This window comes from Saccharopolyspora sp. 6V (assembly GCF_020176785.1).
GTDB lineage: Bacteria > Actinomycetota > Actinomycetes > Mycobacteriales > Pseudonocardiaceae > Saccharopolyspora_C > Saccharopolyspora_C gregorii.
On sequence record NZ_JAIUKB010000050.1, the window covers coordinates 43,119 to 64,416 of the forward strand.

General features: G+C 72.8%; 20 protein-coding genes. 9 read left to right on the plus strand and 11 right to left on the minus strand.

The window, feature by feature from the left end; all coding sequences use genetic code 11:
• The first annotated feature begins 450 nt into the window (after positions 1-450).
• Together LCD35_RS10855 and LCD35_RS10860 are read left to right on the plus strand one after the other, a co-directional pair.
• Positions 451-717, plus strand: coding sequence for a hypothetical protein (locus tag LCD35_RS10855; RefSeq protein ID WP_224959367.1), 267 nt, complete (start codon positions 451-453; stop codon positions 715-717).
• Positions 704-1,189, plus strand: coding sequence for a DUF5130 family protein (locus LCD35_RS10860; protein ID WP_224959368.1), 486 nt, complete (start codon positions 704-706; stop codon positions 1,187-1,189). Before LCD35_RS10855 ends, LCD35_RS10860 begins: the two co-directional genes overlap by 14 nt.
• 77 nt (positions 1,190-1,266) lie before the next feature.
• Here the strand turns inward: LCD35_RS10860 and pepN are convergent, their stop codons facing one another.
• Positions 1,267-3,846, minus strand: a complete 2,580-nt coding sequence (pepN, locus tag LCD35_RS10865) for an aminopeptidase N (protein WP_224959369.1) — start codon at positions 3,844-3,846, stop codon at positions 1,267-1,269.
• A gap of 321 nt (positions 3,847-4,167) precedes the next feature.
• Between pepN and LCD35_RS10870 the strand changes: the two genes are divergently transcribed.
• The 4 genes from LCD35_RS10870 (at position 4,168) to LCD35_RS10885 (ending at position 8,190) form a co-directional block, all read left to right on the plus strand.
• Positions 4,168-4,779 carry a DsbA family protein gene (locus LCD35_RS10870; RefSeq protein ID WP_224959370.1) on the plus strand — a complete coding sequence of 204 codons (612 nt, stop codon included), beginning with the start codon at positions 4,168-4,170 and terminating at the stop codon, positions 4,777-4,779.
• A 266-nt stretch (positions 4,780-5,045) separates the two neighbouring features.
• Positions 5,046-5,795 (plus strand): alpha/beta fold hydrolase, encoded by a 750-nt coding sequence (locus tag LCD35_RS10875; RefSeq protein WP_225044121.1) that lies wholly within the window; start codon positions 5,046-5,048, stop codon positions 5,793-5,795.
• Positions 5,796-5,910: 115 nt separating this feature from the next.
• A complete protein-coding gene (locus LCD35_RS10880; RefSeq protein ID WP_225044122.1) occupies positions 5,911-7,338 on the plus strand; it encodes an aldehyde dehydrogenase family protein in 1,428 nt (475 codons plus the stop codon).
• Between the two features lie 180 nt (positions 7,339-7,518).
• Complete coding sequence (locus LCD35_RS10885) at positions 7,519-8,190, plus strand: endonuclease V (RefSeq protein WP_224959380.1); 672 nt, start codon at positions 7,519-7,521, stop codon at positions 8,188-8,190.
• 15 nt (positions 8,191-8,205) lie between these two features.
• Here LCD35_RS10885 and LCD35_RS10890 read toward each other — a convergent pair whose 3' ends face one another.
• The 7 genes from LCD35_RS10890 to LCD35_RS10920 form a co-directional block, all read right to left on the minus strand.
• Positions 8,206-8,565 carry a toxin-antitoxin system YwqK family antitoxin gene (locus tag LCD35_RS10890; RefSeq protein ID WP_224959374.1) on the minus strand — a complete coding sequence of 120 codons (360 nt, stop codon included), beginning with the start codon at positions 8,563-8,565 and terminating at the stop codon, positions 8,206-8,208.
• Positions 8,566-8,610: 45 nt separating this feature from the next.
• The gene (locus tag LCD35_RS10895) at positions 8,611-9,057 is read right to left on the minus strand and encodes a hypothetical protein (protein ID WP_224959375.1); all 447 of its coding nucleotides are present in this window, start codon (positions 9,055-9,057) and stop codon (positions 8,611-8,613) included.
• Between the two features lie 135 nt (positions 9,058-9,192).
• On the minus strand, positions 9,193-9,540 hold the full coding sequence (locus LCD35_RS10900) for a toxin-antitoxin system YwqK family antitoxin (RefSeq protein ID WP_225044123.1): 348 nt from the start codon (positions 9,538-9,540) through the stop codon (positions 9,193-9,195).
• A gap of 14 nt (positions 9,541-9,554) precedes the next feature.
• Positions 9,555-14,075 (minus strand): YwqJ-related putative deaminase, encoded by a 4,521-nt coding sequence (locus LCD35_RS10905; RefSeq protein ID WP_225044124.1) that lies wholly within the window; start codon positions 14,073-14,075, stop codon positions 9,555-9,557.
• Between the two features lie 44 nt (positions 14,076-14,119).
• Positions 14,120-14,440 carry a WXG100 family type VII secretion target gene (locus LCD35_RS10910; protein WP_224977859.1) on the minus strand — a complete coding sequence of 107 codons (321 nt, stop codon included), beginning with the start codon at positions 14,438-14,440 and terminating at the stop codon, positions 14,120-14,122.
• Entirely contained in the window at positions 14,437-14,991 is a 555-nt protein-coding gene (locus tag LCD35_RS10915) for a YbaB/EbfC family nucleoid-associated protein (RefSeq protein WP_224960884.1), read from the minus strand. The genes LCD35_RS10910 and LCD35_RS10915 overlap by 4 nt, the downstream gene beginning before the upstream one ends.
• A gap of 180 nt (positions 14,992-15,171) precedes the next feature.
• Entirely contained in the window at positions 15,172-15,969 is a 798-nt protein-coding gene (locus LCD35_RS10920; protein WP_308012518.1) for an MBL fold metallo-hydrolase, read from the minus strand.
• Positions 15,970-16,108: 139 nt separating this feature from the next.
• Between LCD35_RS10920 and LCD35_RS10925 the strand changes: the two genes are divergently transcribed.
• From LCD35_RS10925 to LCD35_RS10935, 3 genes are read left to right on the plus strand one after another with little or no spacing between them, the layout of a single operon-like run.
• Positions 16,109-16,579 carry a ribose-5-phosphate isomerase gene (locus tag LCD35_RS10925; protein ID WP_224960886.1) on the plus strand — a complete coding sequence of 157 codons (471 nt, stop codon included), beginning with the start codon at positions 16,109-16,111 and terminating at the stop codon, positions 16,577-16,579.
• Between the two features lie 6 nt (positions 16,580-16,585).
• Positions 16,586-16,927: a hypothetical protein gene (locus LCD35_RS10930; protein WP_224960887.1), complete on the plus strand. Its 342-nt coding sequence runs from the start codon at positions 16,586-16,588 to the stop codon at positions 16,925-16,927.
• 27 nt (positions 16,928-16,954) lie between these two features.
• Entirely contained in the window at positions 16,955-17,779 is an 825-nt protein-coding gene (locus LCD35_RS10935) for an Fpg/Nei family DNA glycosylase (RefSeq protein WP_224960889.1), read from the plus strand.
• A gap of 37 nt (positions 17,780-17,816) precedes the next feature.
• On the opposite strand, the gene LCD35_RS10940 is transcribed toward LCD35_RS10935, so the two are convergent.
• The 3 genes from LCD35_RS10940 to LCD35_RS10950 all read right to left on the minus strand — a co-directional run bounded on the left by LCD35_RS10940 (position 17,817) and on the right by LCD35_RS10950 (position 20,991).
• Positions 17,817-18,572 carry a hypothetical protein gene (locus LCD35_RS10940; protein ID WP_224977858.1) on the minus strand — a complete coding sequence of 252 codons (756 nt, stop codon included), beginning with the start codon at positions 18,570-18,572 and terminating at the stop codon, positions 17,817-17,819.
• A 255-nt stretch (positions 18,573-18,827) separates the two neighbouring features.
• Positions 18,828-19,460, minus strand: coding sequence for a 2'-5' RNA ligase family protein (locus tag LCD35_RS10945; RefSeq protein WP_224960893.1), 633 nt, complete (start codon positions 19,458-19,460; stop codon positions 18,828-18,830).
• Positions 19,461-19,506: 46 nt separating this feature from the next.
• Positions 19,507-20,991, minus strand: a complete 1,485-nt coding sequence (locus LCD35_RS10950) for an MDR family MFS transporter (RefSeq protein ID WP_224960895.1) — start codon at positions 20,989-20,991, stop codon at positions 19,507-19,509.
• Positions 20,992-21,298: the final 307 nt, after the last annotated feature.

The following is a 21,298-nucleotide window of genomic DNA, read 5'->3' on the forward strand; positions in this document are numbered from 1 at the left end:
GCGGGGCGAACCCCCTGTTCGGCGCCGGTCCCCGGCACCAGGAGTGACCGCGGTGGCGGGGCGGGTCCGAAGAGCAGGGTCCTCGCACGAAACCGTTCTCGTGTCAAGAACGGCCCCGGCTCACCCGTTCGGACGCACGGTGTTTTCACCGGAAATTGAAGTCGCGTTCTCCTGGGCGCGGGCGGATCGGTCAGCCGCGATGCCGATTCCGCCGGTCGGATTCTGCATCGATCCGCGCGATCCGGTGCGCGAGGAATTGTCGTTTCCCCAGGTGGCGAAGAGGTCTCGCCGGTCTTGTTCCGCGTGCGCGGAAAAGCGGATCGGAGTTGTCCACAAGAATGCCGGGCTGTCCACAGGCCGGTTCGCGGCGGCGGCCGGACCTCGGGCGGAGGACACGGGCGTGCCGTGGCGTCGTCCCACGCGGCGACGTGATCGGCTACCGTGCTCAGCGTGACTGCGGTTGAGACCTTCCTCGTGCTGGCGGTGATCCCGGCGTCCGTGTACCTCCTGGTCGCGCTGATCACCCTCCGCTCGAAGCTGACCCGTTCCCGATACCGCGCAGGGCAGGACTGGGAGTTCGCCCCGGTGTTCTGGGTGGCCGATCCGGCGCGCGTGAGCACCGCGCCGCCGGGCGACCAGGACTCCGCGGAGACGGCGTCCGCCGCAGCCGAGCACGCGCACAGCACCGACCGGGGAGGCGCACGTGGCCACTGGTGAGATCACCGGCGAGGGCCGCTCCGGCGGCGACCAGGACCTGGCGACCGGGGAGGCGGTGACCGCGACCGGCCGGCTGTCCATCGCCCGGCGCGTCCGCCCGGAAGGGCCGCACCTGCCGTTCAGCACCGGTCAGCTCGCCCGGCTCGACGAGGCGCTCACCCTCTCCAGCCGCAGCACCGGGCTGGAGTTCGCGGTGTACCTGGGCGACCTCGGCGAGCAGACCCGGGAGACCGCGGGCGAGCTGCACGCCAACCTCGGGGCGCGCGCCGCCGAAGGGGTGCTGCTGGCGGTGTCGCCGCAGCAGCGAGCGGTGGAGATCGTGACCGGCGAGGAGTCGAAGCGCCGCGTCCCGGACCGCAGCTGCCAGCTGGCGCTGATGACGATGGTCGCTTCGTTCAAGGAGGGCGAGATGATCGAAGGGCTGCTCAGCGCGTTGCGGATGCTCGCCGACGCCGCCGGCACCCAGCGCTGAGCCGAACCCGGCGCTCGACCCGAACGTGAAGCGGGGGGGGGCCCGACCAGGTCCGCCCCCGTTCTCGTGCCCGCGGGTTACGAGCGGTCGAACTCGCGCGCGGCCAGCGCTCGCACGATCCCGGCCCGCCCCTCGGAGACCAGCCGCCGCAGCGCCGCCGGCCGCTCCTCGGCGAGCCAGGCGTCGGCGGCGTCGACGGTGCTCTGCCGCACGGCCCAGGACGGGAACAGCCCGATGACGGTGGGCTGCGCGCGCTCGCTGGACCGCCGCTGCCACACCTCGTCGATCTCGGCGAAGTAGCGCTCCACGTAGGAGGCCAGCAGCTCGCGCTGCCCCGGGTGCTGGAACCCGGCGATGATCGCGTCGCTGACCGCGTTCGGCAGTTCGTCGTCGTGCACGGCGCGCTGCCAGGCGCGTTCCTTGGACTCCGGGGTGGGGATGAGCGACCGCGCCCGCTCGGCCTTGCGGCGGCCGGTGGCGGTCCGGTCCTGGTCGAGCTCGGCGTCGATCTCGTCCTCGGCGGCGGCGCCGTGCGCGACGAGCGCCTGCAGCAGCAGCCAGCGCAGGTCGGTGTCGACGGCGAGCCCCGGCAGCGGCTCCGTGCCGTCCAGCCAGCCGCGCACCGCCGCGAGGTGCTGCTCGCCGAGCACCGAGGAGGCCAGCGTGTTCACGAACGCCAGCTGGTGGTCCGACCCCGGTTCGGCGGCCCGCGCCAGTTCCAGCATCCGGGTGGAGAACCGGTCCCAGCCCTCGGGCTGCCAGTCGGCGTCGGCGTAGGAGGCCAGCGCGGTCTGGGTCTGCAGCAGGACCCGCTGCACCACGCCGATCTCGCTCTCCGCGCCGATCCCGGAGTCGGCGGAGCGGCCGAGCACGAGGCTGACGAAGTCGCGCGCCTTGAGCTCCGCCTCCCGGGTCATCTCCCAGGCGGTGGACCAGCACAGCGCGCGCGGCAGCGACTGCTCGATGTCGCCGATCCGGTCGATGAGCGTGGCCAGCGACTCGGGGTCGAGCCGCATCGTGCAGTAGGTGAGGTCGTCGTCGTTGACCAGCACCAGCTTGCCGCGGTGCACGCCGACCAGGTCGGGCACCGCGGTGCGCTCACCGCTGACGTCCAGTTCGACGCGGTGGGTGCGCACGAGCCGCCCGGTGGCCGGGTCGTCGTCGTAGACGCCGATCGCGAGCCGGTGGGTGCGGTGCTCACCGGCACCGGGGCGGGCGCCGTTCTGCACGACGGTGAACTCGGTGAACCGGCCCTCGTCGTCGGTGCTGAACCGGGGGCGCAGCATGTTCAGGCCGGTGGTCTGCAGCCACTGGGCGCTCCACCAGGACAAGTCGCGCCCGGACGCCTCCTCCAGGGCCAGCAGCAGGTCGTTCAGGGTGGCGTTGCCCCACGCGTGCCGCTCGAAGTAGCCGCGCAGCCCGGCGAGGAAGTTGTCCAGCCCCACGTACGCGACGAGCTGTTTGAGCACCGAAGCGCCCTTGGCGTAGGTGATGCCGTCGAAGTTCACCTCGACGGCCTGCAGGTCGGGGATGTCGGCGGCGACCGGGTGCGTGGAGGGCAGCTGGTCCTGCCGGTACGCCCAGGACTTCTCGACGCTGGCGAAGGTGGTCCAGGCGCTCGTGTACTGCGTGCCGCCGACCTGCGCGAGCACGCTGGCCCAGGTGGCGAACGACTCGTTGAGCCACAGGTCGTCCCACCAGCGCATGGTGACGAGGTCGCCGAACCACATGTGCGCCATCTCGTGCAGCACGGTCTCGGCGCGGCGCTCGTAGAGGTAGCCGGTGACCTTCGACCGGAAGACGAAGTCCTCCAGGAAGGTGACGCAGCCGGCGTTCTCCATGGCGCCCGCGTTGAACTCCGGCACGAAGCACTGGTCGTACTTGCCGAACGGGTAGGGGACCCCGAACGCCTTGTGGTAGAAGGCGAAGCCCTGCTTGGTCTCGGTGAACAGCCGCTCCGCGTCGAGGTGTTCGGCGAGCGAGGCGCGGCAGTACAGGCCCAACGGGATCGGGTCCTGGCCGTCCTCGCCGGGGAACTCGTCGCGCCACTCCGCGTAGGGGCCCGCGACGAGCGCGACCAGGTAGGTCGACATCCGTTCGGTGGTCTCGAACGCGTGGGTGCGGGTATCACCGGTTCCGGTGATCTCGGCGGGCGCGTTGGAGATGACCTTCCAGGACGCGGGCGCGTGCACCGTGATCCGGTAGGTGGCCTTGAGGTCGGGCTGGTCGAAGCAGGTGAACATCCGCTTCGCGTCGGCCGTCTCGAACTGGCTGTAGAGGTAGACGCCGCCGTCGACGGGGTCGATGAAGCGGTGCAGCCCCTCACCGGTGTTGGTGTAGGAGAGGTCGGCGCGCACCACGAGCTCGTTGTCCGCGGCGAGCTCCGGCAACGCGAGCCCGGTGTCCTCGGCGTAGCCGGACACGTCGAGCTCGACGCCGTTGAGCGTCGCCCCGTGCACCTGCGCGGCCATCAGATCGATCCAGGTCGACTCGCCCGGCCGGGTGCTGCGGAACCGCACCGTCGTGGTGGAACCGAAGGTCCGCACGTCCGGCCCGTCCGCGCCGTCGGAGAGGTCCAGTTCGATCACGTAGGACTCGACGTCGAGCAGCGCGGCGCGCTGTTCAGCCTGGTCCTGGGTGAGGTTCGGCGGAGCCACGGATCACCTCGTTGTTCGTTGGGATGGCGCACCGGACGATCCGCGCCGGTGCGGGGCGCTGGAAATCCAATCACGCCGGGGCGCGGCCGTGCCGCCCGACGCCTGATCATCGCCGCCGGGCGTGTCGGCGAGCCCGTGAATTCCGGGGAATTCGCGGCTCGGGCGCCGTTCATCCGGGAATACCGGCACATTCCACACTCGTTCGGGCCGAACGGGAAGAGCGGCGGGCCGTGCCGGGTTGTACGGGTGGCGGGCGTCCGCCCGCGCCGATCGATCTCCGTGCTGGAGCACGGAGCACGGAGCACTGTGGAGGGTTCGTCCATGAGCACCGAGCGTCCGAAGGTCGACTTCTACTTCGACCCGGCCTGCCCCTTCGCCTGGGTCTCGTCCCGCTGGATGCTGGAGGTCGCCCAGGTCCGGGACATCGACCTGAACTTCCGGGTGATGAGCCTGGCGGTGCTGAACGAGGGGCGGGACCTCCCGGCGGAGTACCAGGACCTGATGAAGCGGGCGTGGGGCCCGGTCCGGGTCGCGATCGCCGCCGCCGAGCAGCACGGCGAGGAGGTGCTCAGCCCGCTGTACACGGCGCTGGGGCGCCGGATCCACGACGAGGGGAACAAGGACTTCGAGCAGGTCGTCGCCGCCGCGTTGGACGAGGTCGGGCTCCCCGCGTCGCTGGCGGGTGCCGCCGAGGTCACCGACTACGACGAGAAGCTGCGCGCCAGCCACCACGCCGGGATGGACCCGGTGGGCGACGACGTCGGCACCCCCACCATCCACGTGGACGGGGTGGCGTTCTTCGGCCCGATCACCACCCGCATCCCGCGCGGGGAGCAGGCGGGCGAGCTGTTCGACGCGGCGCGCACGTTGGCCGGATATCCGTACTTCTTCGAGCTCAAGCGGACCCGGACCGAATCCCCGCGCTTCGACTGATCCCCGGCTGCGGTCGCCCGGCGGTCGGGTGGCGGAGCCTCGGCGGTCATCTCGCCGCGGGCCCGACGTCTCCGGTGGCTCCGCGCCACCGGAGACATCGCCGTCCTCGCGAGGCGGCCGCTGCGAACCCGCGGGTGCGCTGGTCGTCGGCGCAGCGGTTTCGCCGCTGACAGGACGGGGATCGCGGCTGTAGCGTCCCGGCTTCGGTGGTGTTCGGGCCAGTGGTGTTCGGGTCGGTGGATGTTCGGGCCGGTGGGGGTGTCGCGGTGGGCGCCAAGGTGGTGATCACGCGGTCGGGCGCGCGGACGCCCGGTGCTCCGGCGCTGCTGTGCCTGCCGGGCACGATGTGCGACCCGGTGATCTTCGACGGGCTGGCGGAGGCGACCGGCACCGACGTGCTCGTCGCGCCGTGGCTCGAATGGCCCGGGCCGCACGAGGTGGCGCGGCTCGGGGAGCGGGTCGCGGAAACGGCCGCGGAGCACGGGCCGGTGGTGCTGCTGGGGCACTCGACTGGTGCGGTGATCGCGCTGTGCGCCGCGCTACACGACCGGGCCTCGCACGCTCCGGCGGTGCGCGGCGTGCTCTGCTGCGACAGCGGCGCGAACATGCGCGGCCACGGCGACGTGGACGCGATCATCGACCGCGTCGCGCGGAACTGGGGACCCGAGCTGTGGCGGGCGGTGGCGCGCCGCTCGGTGCACCTGCCGCCACCCGCGGCCGTCGCCGAACTCCTCGACGCCTATCCGGCCGGGCTCGACCGGGAGGCGGTGCTGGCGGTGCTGCGCAGCCAGCGCGACACCGACCTGCTCCCGCGGCTCGGCGAGCTGGCGGGACTGCCCGCGCTCGTGGTGCACGGCCGCTTCGACACCGCGCGCACCCCGGAGCACGCGCGTGAGCTCGCGCGTGCGCTGGACGCGCCGGAACCCGTGCTGCTGGAGTGCGGGCACACGCCGCCGGTCGAACTGCCCGCCGAGTTCGGCGCCGCAGTGGCCGCGTTCCTGCAGCGGCTGTCCTGAACCGGCGTTCCGGCTCGCCGCCCGCCCGAAATTTCCGATCTTCGGAGGGTGCGCGCGCGTTCCGGGGTGTGCCAGGCTCGGTGGAAGCCCGATCATCGATCTCCCGGAGGAACTCATGGCGGCGCCCACGACCAGCCGGACCGACCACGTGATCGGTGGCGACTACGTCGCCGGAACCGGGGAGCGGATCGAGGTGGTCAACCCGGCCACCGAGCAGGTGATCGGTTCGGTTCCCGCCGGAACGGCTCAGGAAGTGGACGCGGCGGTCGCCGCGCCCCGCGCCGCCTTCGACGACTGGGCCGCGCGCCCCGTCGAGGAGCGTTCCGCCGCGGTGCGCCGCATCTCGGAGGGCATCGCGCGCCGCCGCGACGAGATCGCCGCGACCGTCACCGCCGAGATGGGATCGCCGATCACCTTCGCCACCCAGGTGCACGCGAGCGTGCCGGTGGCGACCTCGCGCGGCATCGCCGACCTGCTCGACCAGGGCTACGAGTGGACCGAGGAAGCGGGCGGTTCGCTGATCGTGCGCGAGCCGATCGGGGTGGTCGCGGCGATCACGCCGTGGAACTACCCGCTGCACCAGGTGGTGGCGAAGGTCGCCCCGGCGCTCGCCGCCGGCTGCACCGTGGTGCTCAAGCCCAGCGAGGTCGCCCCCCTCACCGCCGCCATCTTCGCCGAGGTCGTCGCGGAGGCCGGGCTGCCCGCCGGGGTGTTCAACCTGGTGCACGGCACCGGCCCGGTGGTGGGGGAGGCGCTGGCCGCGCACCGCGACGTGGACATGGTGTCGTTCACCGGTTCCACCCGCGCCGGTCGCCGCGTCTCGGAGGTGGCGGCGCGGACGGTGAAGCGGGTGGCGCTGGAGCTCGGCGGCAAGTCGGCGAACGTGGTCCTCGACGACGCGGACCTCGCGAAGGCGGTGAAGCTGGGCGCCGCGGGCTGCTTCCCGAACGGCGGTCAGAGCTGCAACGCGCTGAGCCGGATGCTCGTCCCCGAATCCCGCTACGCGGAGGCGGTGGAGCTCGCGGTCGGCGCCGTCGCCAAGTACACCGTCGGCGACCCCGCGGACGAGACCACCCGCATCGGTCCGATGGTCTCGGACGTGCAGCGCGACCGCGTCGTCGACTACATCCGCCAGGGCATCGCCGAAGGAGCCTCGGTGGCGGTGGGCGGGCCGGACGCGCCGGAGGGGCTGGACACCGGCTACTTCGTGCGCCCCACCGTGTTCACCGGGGTCACCCCGGACATGACGATCGCCCGCGAGGAGATCTTCGGCCCGGTGCTGTCGATCCTGCCGTACCGCGACGAGGAGGAGGCGATCGCGATCGCCAACGACTCCGAGTACGGCCTGTCCGGCGCCGTCTTCGGCTCCGACGAGCGGGCGCTGGCGGTGGCGCGGCGGCTGCGCACCGGGCAGGTCGCGGTGAACGGCGGCGCGGTCGACCCGAACGCCCCGTTCGGCGGCTACAAGCAGTCCGGCAACGGCCGCGAGTTCGGCAGGCACGGCCTCGAAGAATTCCTGGAGGTCAAGGCCATCCTCCGGTGAGCCGCGCACGACCGGCCCGGCGCTCCGGACCGCTCCCGGTCGAGACCTGCTGATCAACACGGTGCGGCTCCCCGAGACCGAGGTCCGGCGGATGTCCCAGGAGGAGGCGAGCGCTCGGCTCGACGAGTGCTGGACCGGCACCTGACCCCGCCGGCTCCCGCTGCTTAACCTGGTGGCGTGATCGAGGTCCGGGAGTGGCACGAGTGGCCGTCGGCGGAGGCGGAGGCCGTCGCCGTGCAGGAACGGCTGCGGTCGGAGGTGCGGTTCGACGGGTTCCCCGCGGAGGTCCGCACGGCCGCCGGGCTGGACGTCGCCTACGGCGCGGACGACGACGAGGTGATCGCGGCGGTCACGGTGCTCGACCTCGCCGAGCTGTCCGTGGTGGACAGGTCGGTGGTGCGGTCCCGCGTCGCATTCCCGTACGTGCCGGGCCTGTTCGCGTTCCGCGAGGCACCGCCGCTGCTGGCCGCGTTGACCGGGCTGGAGGTGGAGCCGGACGTGCTGGTCTGCGACGGGCAGGGGCTGGCGCACCCGCGGCGGTTCGGGCTGGCCTGCCACCTCGGGGTGCTCACGGACCTGCCGAGCGTCGGCGTCGGCAAGACCGCGCTGGGCCGCTACGACCCGCCCGGCCCGGAACGCGGTGATCGGGCTCCGCTGCTGCTGGACGGCGAACCGGTGGGCGCCGCGCTGCGCACCCGCCGCGCGGTGAAGCCGGTGTTCGTCTCGGTCGGCCACCGCTGCACCCTCGACGAGGCGTGCGAGCTGGTCCTGCGCCTCACCCCGCACTACCGCCTGCCGGAGACCACGCGCACCGCCGACCGGCTGGGCCGCGCCGAAGCCCGCGGCACCTGAGCGCGCCCGCTCCGGTCACCGGCGCCCGGTCGGCTCCACGACGAGGTTTCCGCCGCGGTCCCACCGCTCGTGGCGCACGAGGTTCCCGGCGGCGTCGAACTCGCGCCGTTCGGCGAGGCGGCCGTTCGCGTGCCACTCGCGGTGGCTGCCGACGGACCTGCCGTCCCGCATCCGGCCGTCCTTCCGCAGCCGTCCCGAGGACCGCCATTCCCGGTAGGGGCCGTCGGGGTATCCGGCGAAGTACGAGCGGGTGGAGACGAGTTCGCCGTCCGCGGACCGTTCCACCACGACGCCGGTGAACGGTTCGCCGCGGTGGAAGACCAGACCGGTGGGATCCATCTCGATGTCGTCCTCGTCGACGCGAACCTCACCCACGGCGGTCCTCCCCGCTGCTCGGCTCCGCGCGAGTGCCGGGGCGGATCAGCTCGCTTTCTCCGCTGCGCGCAGTTTGTCGGCGAACCACGCCGGGAGGTTCGGCTCGTCCCGGGGGAACATGGCCTGTTCGTCGGTGTACGCGCGCAACGGTGGTTCGTCGTGCCACTGCGGTGGGTTGTCCCGGTTGTAGACGATCTCGAAGTCGGCGGGTGGGTTCAGCCGGTAGAACGGGGAGAACCAGGTGCCCAGGCGTGGCCGGTGCATGCCGACGCGCAGGCGCCAGAGCAGGTTCCACACCTCCTCCGGAGGTGCCCACTGGACCAGTTCGCCCGCCGAGTTCTTCGCCCCCGCGCCTACTTGGACGTGGCGTCCGATCGCCTTGTACTCGACGGCGAGGCGGCTCCAGTCCTGCGGTGCGGAGCGCTGGACGAGGTCGGTGACCTCGTCCAGCAGCGCCTTCTGCTCGACGGGGTCCAGTTCCAGGTTCGTCATCGTGTCCTCTGATCCGTTCCCGCACGTGGGCCGACCCGGCCGGAGAAGCTCAGTGCACGCCGGAGCACCGTGCGTCGGCGAAGTGGGGACGCAGTCGCCCGTACCCGTTGACCCCCTGGCGCGCGGTGGACCGGCTCAGTTCGTTTCTTCCGCGACGAGATCTCCAGTCGCGCTGAAAGTTCTGCGGCGGATCAGCTGCCCGCCCTCGGCGAAGTCCACCTCGGTTGCGATCGTCCCGTTCGGTCGCCAGGTGCGGTGCGTTCCCGTCGGAGATCCGCGGTGGAAGGCGCCCTCGGATTTGAGGTTGCCGTCCGGGTACCACTCGCGGTCGAGACCTTCTTGGAGGCCGTCCGCGTACTCGGTGGAGTACAGCAGCGTGCCGTCTTCCGAAGAGTCCTCCTCTGCTCCGGTGAACGGTTGTCCTTGGTAGTGGACACGTCCTTCGGGGCCCTCGTCAAGTTCATCTTCGCGGACTCGGAGCATTCTTTCCCCTTGCGTCATCTGGCCTTTCGGGCGGCATTTTGCCGGCCCAGTGGTTCATGGTAGTCCGGGTTCGCCACTTCAGTCGGAACACGTTCGCGCGAACCCTTTCTTTCAGGGTCTTCCCCAATGGTGTATCCGCCTGGCGCCATCGTCGCCCCTGCGGACAGGTCGGCTTCATCGTGCTTGTTGGCGGGCAGCGAGTCGGGGCCGGAAACGATGCGGGCGCAGTTAGCACAGCACGTGGCAATGTCGTGCGGCTCGTCTTTGAAGGTGAAGCGAGCATCGACATACACGTCATCGAGGAATTCTTGGAACTTCTCGGGTGAATCGATGGAATCCCCGGTGATCTTCTCCCGTGTTCGCATGAGCTCGTTGAGTGCCTTGACTTCCGCATGGCGCTGTGGGGTGTCGTGGTGCGGGAATTCGGATTGGGGAATGTCGCTCAGATCGGTTTGTGCAGGGTTGCCGCTCATCGCCGCGATGTGCTTTCGCAGCTCGGGATGCAGATCCCTGTTCAGGGGCGTCTTGTCCGGTGTTCCATTGATTCCCTCCGCTACCACGCCGGTACGTCGATCGATTGCAACGGCGTTGACGGCGGCACGAACCTTGCCGAGGGACCTCTTGGTGTAGGGGACGTCGTTCTCGTCAGTGTGCGGGGCATCTCTCTTCAGCTTGCCGCCCTTGAAATTGTCCTCCACGGCATTCTGGATTCCTTGCTGGCGTGATTCGACGGAGTCGCGCACGTATTGGTGGACGGGAGAACCGTCGATATGAGTGATGACGCCGCCTTCGTAGTCGATATGGCGGGTGTCGTCCTGGGCGCCAACGCGTTCCAGCTCCTGGCCCAAAGCGATGTCCGAGGGTACGTGCGGTCGTCGATGAGACTCGAAACGGTCCTCGTTGTCTCCCCGGCTCTCCGCGTCGTCCGGGGCTGGGCCGGGGTCTTCGCCGTCTCGGGTGGGGTGGAAGCCGTCGGTGCCGGCGGGGGTGTGGGTGCCGTCGGGGTGGTGGGTGTCCCAGCCGCCGTTCGGGGGCCAGCCGGGACGGCCGTCGGGTCCCAGGTCGGAGGCGAAGACGCGGCCGCCGCCGTCGGTCCAGGCGAGGCCGCGCGGGGCCGTGACGGGCACGCCCAGCTCGTGGGCCAGGTCGCGGGCGAGTCCGCTGGTGCCCGCGTCGCAGGACAGCAGGCGCAGCGGTTTCCCGTCCCAGTTCGGGTCGCGGCGCAGCACGTCCGCGAACTCCTGCGCGCTGAACGCGTGATCACCGACGCGGATCCGGCCGTCCGGCAGCGCGTGCACGTCCACCGTGTGGTGGACGCCGTCGTCGGGGACGCGCTGCGCGAGGTCCCGCATGCCCGGGTCGTGGTGGTAGGAGGAGCCGCCGGGCGTGTGCTCGCGGGTCGACTCCGCCTGGTCCAGCTGGTGCTGCCGTTCGGGAGTGCCCGGATCGGCGTCCCGGTCGGGCGGGAAGTCGGCGTCGTGCGGACGCTGATCGGTGTCCTGCTGCCGGTTCGGGCCGTCGTGCGGCTCGGGGGCCTCGTGCGGGCGGTCCGGGCGCGGTTCGGCGGCGTCGTGCGCCGGCGTCTCGGGTCGAGCCGGGCCGTCCGGGGGTGCGGCGCCTCCGGCGTGCGTGGTGTCGGGGCCGTCCGCCCGCGGCGACTCCGAGCCGCCGGAGTCGGTGTGCGGCCGGTCGTGCCGGTTCGGTCCGCCGGATTCCGGTGCGTCCGCAGTGCGCGGCGGCGCAGCCGCGTCCGGCCTGGTCGCGGGACCCGTCCCCGCGTCGCCGGTGCGGTGGGGCTCGGTGGCGTGGTGCTGAGAATCGGTTCGGTGCGCCGGGCCGTCCGTCCTCGGCGGGGCTCCCGGGGTGTCGGACCGCTGCGGGCCGCCTGCTGCCGGTGCATCGGCGCGCACGGGTGCTTCGCCTGCCGGGCCGTTCGTCCGCGGCGGTCCGTCCGGTCGTGCCGGGCTCGCAGCGCCGTCCGGGCGCGATCGGCCCGGAGGGCCCTCGGGGGAGTGCGGCGTCGAGCGCTGTCCGGGGACGTCCGCGGGCTGGGCGTGCCTGCCGGACCGCGGCGAGGCCGGTGCCTCCGCCGCGCCCCGAGCCGCCGGTGCGCGTTCGCCGCGCGGGCCGCCGGGCCCCGGCGAGTCGCCGCCGATCGGGCGGCCCGCGGCACCTGGCGTGCCGGACGTCCCGGTCCAGCCACCGCCCGCGCCGGGACGGGACCCGCCCGATCCCGCGGCGCCCGCGCTACCGGGAGCGCCTGCTGGGGCACCACCTGCGGGGGCACCGCCCATCGCGCCGCCGCCCACGGAGCTGCTCTGATCACCGCGAGCGGGCGTGCCCGGCGCGGGGGCCGAACCCGTCGGAGCATCCGCCGGACGTGCCGGTGCGTCCACATTGGACGCGGAAGCCGTGCTCGCCGGGCCGTTGTTCCCCGGCTGGTTGCGGTGCGCGGAATCCGCGCCGCCGTGCGAAGCCGCACCCGCACCGGCGCCGCCCGGACTGCCACCGGAACCGGCGGCGACCGACGAGCCCGCACCGTCGCCGCGCGTCCCGGAATCCGCCGCGCCGCCGGAGCCGCTCGAGCTCCCCGCGTCCGAACCGGCGGAGTCCGCCCGCGGGGACGCACCGGAACCGTCCGGGGCGGCGGCACGGGACGCACCGCCGTCCTCCGCACGCGGAGCACCGCCGGAATCCGCCGTCCGCGCCGACCCGCCGTCGGAATCCGCGGATCGCGTCGACCCGTCATCGGAGTGCGCGCCCGCGGAATCGGTGGACCGGGTGGTCGTCCCGTCGGCGTCGGAGGTGCGCGCCGACCCGCCGTCGGCGTCCGTAGCGCGAGCGGAGCCGCCGTCCGAGGCGCCGGTGCGCTGCGCGCCCGCGTCGGAGTCGGTGGACCGCGCGGAACTCCCGTCGGCGTCCCCGGAGCGCGTCGCGCCGCCGTCCGAATCCGCGGCGCGGCCGCCATCGGAGTCCGTTCCGCGTGCGGTGCTGCCGTCGGAGTCCGCGGATCGCGTCGCGCCGCCGTCGGATTCGGCGGTGCGCGTGGAGCCGCCGTCGGATCCGTTCTGGCCGGACCCGCTCTCCGCCGCGGAGCCGGAGTCGCCGCCGGAGCCCGACTGCCCACCGTCCCCGTGCGCCCCCGAGTCCGAACCGTCGGACGCCCCGGAATCCGAGCCTCCCGACGAGCCGCTGCTCGCCGACCCGGCTGAATCTCCCGATCCGGCCCCGGAATCACCGGACAACATGTCCTCAATGGACGAACGAGATCCGCCGGAGCCGCCGTCCGCGGCCGAATCCGAGCCGCCCGATCCGGAGCCGGATTCGCTCCGACTCGAACCGCCCGCGTCCGAACCGCCCGCGTCCGAACCGCCCCCGTCCGAACCGCCCCCGTCCGAACCGCCCGAGGCCGAACCACCCGAGGCCGAGCTGCTCGACGACGAAGCTCCCGAGCCGTCCCCGGATTCCCCGGCCCCACCCGTGTCCGGCACGTCCGGCGTGTCGAAGTGGTTGGACAGCGCGGCGCCCCCGGCGCCCATCCCGGCGCCCATCGCCCCGCCGGACAGGGCACCGCTGCCGACGTCGCTCCAGTCGATCTCGCCTTCGGTGATGAGCTGTTCGGCGGCGCTGCCGATGGCGCCCTGCGCGGCGCCGGTGGCCGCTCCCTTCACGGCTTCGGCGCCGACGTTCTTCGCGGCGCTCTCCCCGGCGGCTCCGGCGGCATCGCCCGCGGCCCGCCCAGCGGCGCTCGCCGCGCTGCCCGCCGCATCGCCCGCGGCGTCCCCGGCGGCCCGCCCGGCCGCGCCCGCCGCGGTTCCGGCGGCGTCCCCCGCGGCGTCGCCGACGGCGCCCGCGGCCTTGCGGGCGGCGACATTGCCGACGCCCTCGAAGACGCCGCCGACGGTGCCGCTGATGGCGCCGCTGATGGCGGCGTCCTTGAACTTCCCGCCGTCGAGGCCCTTGCGCTCGCCGGAGGCGATCTGGACGCCCTGCACCGCGGCCTCGATGGCGACGGAGGTGGCGACCTCGATGGCGACGTTCTTGGCGATGCTCAGCACCAGCTGCTTGAAGATCTGCATCACCACGGTGCGGGTGATGCCCTGGGCGATGGGGATGCCCGCGGTGGACGCGCCGAAGCTGAACGCCGCGCTCGCGATCATCGCGGCGATCTGGATGGCCAGCGCGATCAGCGAGGCGATGATGGTGAGCTTGGTGTGCTCCACGTCCAGCGCCGCGTCGTCGCAGCCCTGCGCGAGCTGCTCGCACGCCTCCTGGATCTTGGGCAGCGCGGCCGCACCGCCGTCGCCGATGTCCTTCCACAGCTGTTCGAACGCGTCGTGGGTCTGGCCCTCCATGCCGCTGAGCGACTGGGTGGCGCCGCCGTTCGCGTCGGTGGTGACGCCTTCGACGCCGTCGCCCGCGGCGCGCCAGGCGTCGGCGAGGCGGCGCAGCGCGTCCTCGTCACCTTCCGGCCAGGACTGGCCGACGACGATCGGCAGCAGCCACTTGACCTCGTCGGGCATCTCGAGACTCATCGCGGTACGACTCCCCAGTCGATCTTCGGCCCGCGGGCCGGTTGTCAGCTCTGCGGCACGTTCGCGATGTCGGAGGCGGACTCGGCGTCGCGGCCTTCGGTGTCGTCGGCGGTGGCCTTGAGGTTGTCCATGATGTTGCCGAGCGCTTCGGCGAGCTTCCCGATGCCGTCGGTGACGTCGGTGCTGTTCTTGACGTAGGTCTCGGCGAACTTCTGCCCGGCCTCGTCGTCGCCCCAGCACTCGCCTTCGCCGTCCAGGCTGGACTTGAGCTGCTTGAGGACCTCGTCCAACCGGTCCCCGGCGGCACCGATGCGGGTGCCCCCCGCCCGGATCTCCTCCGGGCGCATCCGCATCCGGTCGCTCACCAGCGCCCCTCCGTCATGAACGACTGCGGCGGTTCGTCGTCGTCATCGGCGGGGCGCTCCCGCTGCGGCTTCGGCGACTGCTTGCCGGTGCGGGCGGCGCGTTCCGCGGCCGGGTCGGGTGGGGCGACGAGCGGGCCGCTGCTGGGCATGAAGTCCGCCAGGTAGGGGGCGCCGGCGAACAGGTCCGGCAGTTCGGGAGTTTCGGCGAGCGAGGCGAAGTCCGACTGCAGCGACTGCTGCGCGCTGCCGGTGGCCTCGCGGACGACGCTGGTGATGGTGCGGGCCAGCTGTTCCGGGGTGGTGCGTTCGAAGGCCTTCGGGGACAGCAGCAGCTGCTCCAGGGTGCCGGTCGCGTCCACCCGCGCGGTGATCACGCCGTCCTCGGAGGTGACCTCGTGGGTCTTGGCCGCCGCCTCGGACTGCTTCTCCTGGATCTCGGCCGTGCGGCGGCGCAGGTCCGCGAGCATGCCGTCGATCTGGCCGCGCAACGCGTCGTTGCTCGCCTGCAGCTGCTGCCGCCGCGCCGCATCGGACTGGTCCGGACTGGACACCGTCGCCTCCCAGGTGTTGTTCGCCGCACAACCGTCGAGATCGCCCCAGCGCAGTGCCGTTGTGCGGGTGGTGGGCCGGGGGTTCTCCGGCCGTTGCCGAGCATGACGTCCGCGATCGGCGATCGGTGCCCCTGGGGGCGGAATTGGCTCCGTTCAGCCCAGCGCGGGCGGCCGAACGGACTAGTGGTGGCTGCGCAGGGCGTGCTCGGTGGTGCCGGCCGGGTACGGGGAGTCGCGCAGCACCTCCGCGGTGGTCAGCTCGCCCCGCTCGTGGGCGGCGCAGAGCGCGGCCAGCCGGGCCAGCTCGTCCCGCTGGGCGCGCACGTCCGCCGCGCCCACGGGTTCCCCGTGGCCGGGGACGACGACCTCGGGGCGCAGCGCGAGCAGCGCGTCGAGCGCGTCCGGCCAGGTCCGCGGATGGGCGTCCTCGAAGTCCGGCGGGGCGCCCTGCTCGACGAGGTCGCCGGCGAAGACCACGGCCGCGTCCGGCACTTCGACCACCAGGTCGTGGTCGGTGTGCGCGGGGCCGAAGTGGTGCAGCCGCACCCGCCGGCCGCCGAGGTCGAGTTCGGTCCGGTCGCCGACCGGCCGGTCCGGCGGGACGACCTCGGTGCGCTCCAAGGCCGCCGCGACCTCCGGGCGTCCCTCGTCCCGGTAATGCGCGCTCCACTCGCGGCGCTGCCGCTCGGCGTGCCCGCGCAGGTAGGTGGCGCAGCGCTCGTGGGCGTGGACCGGGGCGGGCCGGAACGCTGCCGTGCCGAAGCAGTGGTCGAAGTGGCCGTGGGTGAGCACGACCTCGCAGGGCAGCGCCGTCTTCGCCCGCACCGCCGCCGCCAGCTCCGCGCCCTGCCGCTGGTCGCCGCGGGTGTCGACGACCAGCGCGCGTTCGGCACCCAGCACCAGCCCGGTGCCGAGGTCCAGCTCCGCGTACCGCCGGACCCACACCGCCTCCCCGACGGTCACCCACCGCCCGATCACGACGGCACCGCCGTCGCGGGCGGGGCCGAGGTGGCGGGACCGTGCTCGCCCTGGTCGGAGCGGATGGTGCTGATCCGGGTCATGGCGGAACCGTAACCAGGGTGCGGGACGGCGGTGGGGCGTTTGGCACACTGCCTGCGTGCGCGTCTACCTAGGATCCGATCACGCAGGCTTCGACCTCAAGAACCACCTGGTCACGTGGCTGACCGAGCGCGGCCACGAGGTGACCGACGTGGGCCCGGCGGCCTACGACGCCCAGGACGACTACCCGCCGTTCTGCGTCGAGGCGGCTCGCCGCGTCGTCGCCGACGAGGGCAGCCTCGGGCTGGTCATCGGTGGCTCCGGCAACGGCGAGCAGATCGCCGCCAACAAGGTCCCCGGCGCCCGCGCGGCCCTGACCTGGAACGTCGACACCGCGAAGTTGGCCCGCCAGCACAACAACGCGCTGCTCGCCGGCATCGGCGCGCGGATGCACTCCGTCGAGGAGGTCGAGGAGATCGTCGAGGCGTTCCTCGGCACCGAGTTCGAAGGCGGCAGGCACCAGCGCCGCATCGACCTGCTCTCCGACTACGAGCGGACCGGCACCCCGCCGGCGCTGCCCGCGGAGTGAACTGACATGACCGGTGCACGCCCGGCGACCGCGCTGCTGACGCCGCTGGTGGCGTTCGGCGGCGCGGTGCTGGGCGTGCTCGTCCTCTTCTTCGCGCAGCGCGCGTTGAGCCCGTACCTCGCGGGTGGCCCGGGCGCGGTGTGCACCGCGCCGGATTGCGTGCTGGGCGTCGGGTTGTGGCTGCTGCTCGGTGGTTTCCTCGCGGTGTGCCTGGCCTTCGTCGCCGGGACCGCGGTGGCGCTGGCCAAGGGCGCGGCGCCGGGAGCGGTGCGGCGCGGGCTGCTCGTCGCGGCCTGCTGCGTGCTGGCCTACCTGGTCGAATCGATCGTGCTGTGGGTGCTGTTCTGAGCGCGGCGCCGACCCGGAAGGCCCGTGATGCCTGAGGGGCACACGCTGCACCGGCTCGCCGGGCTGCACGATTCCCGCTTCGGCGGTCACCTGGTCCGGGTGTCGAGCCCGCAGGGCCGGTTCGCGGGCGGGGCCGCGCGGGTGGACGGGGCGCGGTTCGAACGCGCCGAGGCGCACGGCAAGCACCTGTTCCACTTCTACGGCCCGGAAGTCGTGCACGTGCACCTCGGGTTGTACGGCGGGTTCACCGAATTCCCGCTGCCACCGCAGGAACCGCGCGGGCAGGTGCGGATGCGGATCGTCGGGCCCGGCCGCGGCACCGACCTGCGCGGCCCGACGGCCTGCGAGCTGATCACCCTCGACGAGGTGGCCGCGCTGCGCGACCGGCTCGGACCGGACCCGCTGCGCGCCGACGCCGAACCGGAGCGCGCGTGGGCGCGGATCTCGCGGTCCCGGAGTTCCATCGCGGCCCTGCTGCTGGACCAGGCGGTGCTGGCCGGTGCGGGCAACGTGTACCGCGCGGAAGTGCTGTTCCGGCACGGCATCCCGCCGTACACGCCGGGTCGCGAGCTGGGCGAGCGGGCGTGGAAGTCGATCTGGACCGACCTGGTCGAGCTGATGGCCGACGGGGTGCGCGTCGGCCGCATCGACACGGTGCGCCCGGAGCACGAGCCGGCCGCGATGGGGCGGGAACCGCGCCAGGACCGGCACGGGGGAGAGGTCTACGTGTACCGCCGGGCGGGGGCGCCGTGCCTGGTCTGCGGGACGCCGATCGCCACCGCGGGCCTGTCCGGCCGCAACCTGTACTGGTGCCCGGTCTGCCAGTCGACGCCGGTGGAATCCGCGCGGTGACCGGCCCGGCCGCCTGAGCGCGACGGCCCCGCACCCGTCAGAAGCCGAAGTCGCCCAGGTCGAAGTCGAAGTCCCCGAAGTCCCCGCCGGGATCGTCGCCGCCGAAGTCTCCCGGGTCCCCGCCGTCGCCGAGCGCGCCCGGGTCCCCGAGGTCCCCGCCGCCGACGTCACCGGCCGCGGCGGCCTCCGGCACGCCGGCCATGCCGCTGAACATGGCGCTCATCAGCAGGAACGAACCGGCGCCCCAGGCCCCGGCGACGAGCGCGGGCTTCCACCACGGCTCGCTGTACCAGCCTTCGGGCACCGGGCGGCCCGCGACGCGCCCGCCGGGGTAGTAGTGCGGGGTGGCGTCGCCGGGCGTGGGGGAGGCCACCTGCTGCCTGCCGTCGACCTCGACCTCGCGGTGTTCGGTGACCTTCCCGGCGCCGTGGCTGAGATCGGGCAGCTCGGGACCGGGGTCGAGTTCCATCGCGGTGCGCGCTGCGCGCACGTAGTAGAGGCCTTCCATCGCGGTCTGCGTGGTGAGCCTGCACTGCTCGGCGGAGGACGCCTGGTCGAGCTGGGAGACGGCGGCGTTGTGCCGTTCGGCGGCGTCGGCCATGGCCTGCTTCGAGGCGTCGTCGGTGCCGTCGATGTTGAGGACCTGCCCGCCCAGCCGCTCCACCCAGCGCCGCGCCTCGGCGCGGGAGTCGTCGAGTTCCCGCTGCTGGTGGGCGAGGTTCTGCCTGCGGGACCACCACACCGCACCGATGATCACGATCGCGGCGACGACGATCAGGATGAGTGCGCCCATGGTCCCTCCGAGCCGTTCCAGGGCGGACCTGCCGCCGCGTCCACACTTTCGACGGTACCCGTTCGGAGGAAGTGCCGGAGCGATCGCGCAACCCTGCGCGACCGGCCGTTCGCACCCGGCGCCGGACGCACCCCCGGCGTTCGACCCGCGCAGCAGGCCGTTTCTCGTCAGCGGCGAAGCCGATGAGCCGCCGACCACCAGAGCAAGAGGAGCACCCGCCACCGGAGCACCGAGCAGCAGAAGGGGGAGAAGAAGTCAGCCCAGCGGGACCTGCGCAATGGTCTCCCACTCGGAGCAGGAGTGGTCGCGGTTGAGCCGCACCAGCGACACCGCGGAGCTCTTGGCGGTGGTCGGGTCGACGTCGGTGCCGCCGAGGGTGGCGACCGCGAAGATCGCGGGCCCTTCGGTGGTGGAGAACGCGAGGCTGATGTGCCGGTCGACCTCTTCGGGTTCGGCGGGCAGCTGCTCGGTGCCGAGCACGTCCGCGGTCGCGGCCCGCAGCCGTTCCCGCAGGTCCCACAGCGAGGTCTGCGGTTCCGCTGGCAGCGACAGCGACTCGGGCAGCACCACGGCCCGGTGGAAGGCCAGCGCCAGCGGGTTGAACCCGGCGAGGCGTTCGGCGGCGGCGGCGACGAGCTCGTCGGTCCGCTCCGGCGGGACTTCGTCGGTGAACCCGACCTCCTGCACGAGGATGTGCATCCATTCGAGCGGGACGAGGTCGAACCCGGGCAGGTCGCGCAGCGCGTACTGGTACTGGTTCACCAGGTTGCGCAGTCCGGGCTGGTCGGCGAACGGCAACAGCCAGGCGTAGCTGGTGCGGCCGGAGTGCCATCCGGGTCGCCAGCGGGCGTGGTTGCGGACCTGGTCGGCGTGCGGCAATTCGGTCACCCTTCAAATAGTGCACCGGCGGGGGCCGCTGTGGGGCGACCTTGAGCTATCTCACGGTCGAGGTGTCGGCGTGGTCGCCGCCGTGCTTCCCGGGCCGCGCACGGGGTTTCCGCACGTGGTCGAGGGTGGCGGCGGCGTCGGAGTCGCGGACCCGCAGCGACAGCAGCAGCCCGGCGATGCCGAAGCCGATGGAGGCGAGGAACGCGCCCCGGTAGGCGGCCATCTGCACCTGCTGCGCGGCCCCGGCGACGCCCATGTCCGCGGTGGACGCGTAGGCGGTGCTCAGCGCCACGAAGATGGTCGCGCACACGGCGGTGCCGAGCGCGGTCGCGACCTGCCTGCTGGCGTTGAACAGCGAACTGGCGTGCCCCATCGCGGGCCCGCTGATGCGGGCGAACGCGGCGGTCTGCAACGGCGTCATCAGCAGCCCCATGCCGAGGCCGAGCCACATGAGCAGCACCACCAGGAACCACACCGGCGTGCCGGTGTCGAGCAGCTGCAGCGCGAACCCGACGGAGATGAGCACGCCGAACCCCACCAGCAGCAGCCTGCGCGGGCCGACGCGCCCGTAGACGCGGCTGACGACCTGGGTGGCGACGAGCATGCTCAGCGCCTGCGGCATCAGCACCAGCCCGGATTCGAGCGGGGTGTAGCCGCGCAGGTTCTGCAGGAACAGCGGCAGCAGGAACAGCGTCCCGAAGATCGCCCCGGTGGAGCAGATGAGCAGCGCGTTCCCGGTGCCGAACAGCCGGTCGCCGAGCAGCCGCAGGTCCAGCATCGGCTCGGGCGTGCGCAGTTCGCGCACGACGAGCCCGCCGATGAGCAGCACCGCGGCCAGCAGCACGCCCCACACGGAGGGCCGGCCCCAGCCGAGCTGGGCGCCCTGGTCGAGCGCGACGAGCAGCGTGGCCAGCCCGGCCCCGGCGAGCACGAACCCGGGCAGGTCGAAGCGGCCCGGCCGGTCGCGCTGCTCCTCCTTGAGGAACAGCACGGTGAACAGCAGCGCCACGGCCCCGACGGGCACGTTGATGAAGAAGATCCACCGCCAGCTGGCGTACTGCACGAGCACGCCGCCGAGCAGCGGCCCGAGGGTCGGCGCGATGGTGATCGGGATGGACAGCACCGCGGAGGCCTTGGCGCGCTCGTTGGCGGGGAACGCGCGGAACAGCATGGCCTGCCCGACGGGCACGAGCATGCCGCCGCCGACGCCTTGCAGGATCCGCGCGCCGATGAGCATCCACATCTCGGTGGCCAGCCCGCACAGCACGGACGCGAGGGTGAACAGCACGATGGCGAGCTCGAAGGTGCGCTTGCTGCCGAACCGGTCGGCGATCCAGCCGGAGGAGGGCACGAACACGGCGAGGCTGATCATGTAGCCGGTCAGCACCCACTGCAGGGCCCCTTCGCCCACGTGGAACTCCCGCCCGAGCGTCGCGAGCGCGACGTTGAGGACGGTCATGTCCAGGATCTGCATGATCAGGCCGAGGACGAACGTGATCCCGACCAGCCACTTGTACTCAAGACGTCGCACTGATGTCCCCGGCTCCCCTCTTGCGGTGGCGTGGCGCGCACCCTCCCCAGCATGAGGCACCCCACCGACGGGGGACCACGGGTTTTCGGCCTCACCACGTCCCGGCCGTGCGGGGGATCGAGGTTCCGAGCTGTTCTAATACGGTGTGCTATAAAAGCAATACACCGTATTGGAAAAGTGTCGTCGGGCATCGGGGACCGGAGCGGCCCGCGCCGCGCACCGCGAAAACGACCGCCGGACCGGCCCGTCCCGCGGGCCCGAGCACGGACACCGCACCGATGCGCGACCGTCCCGCGCCCGGCGTCGC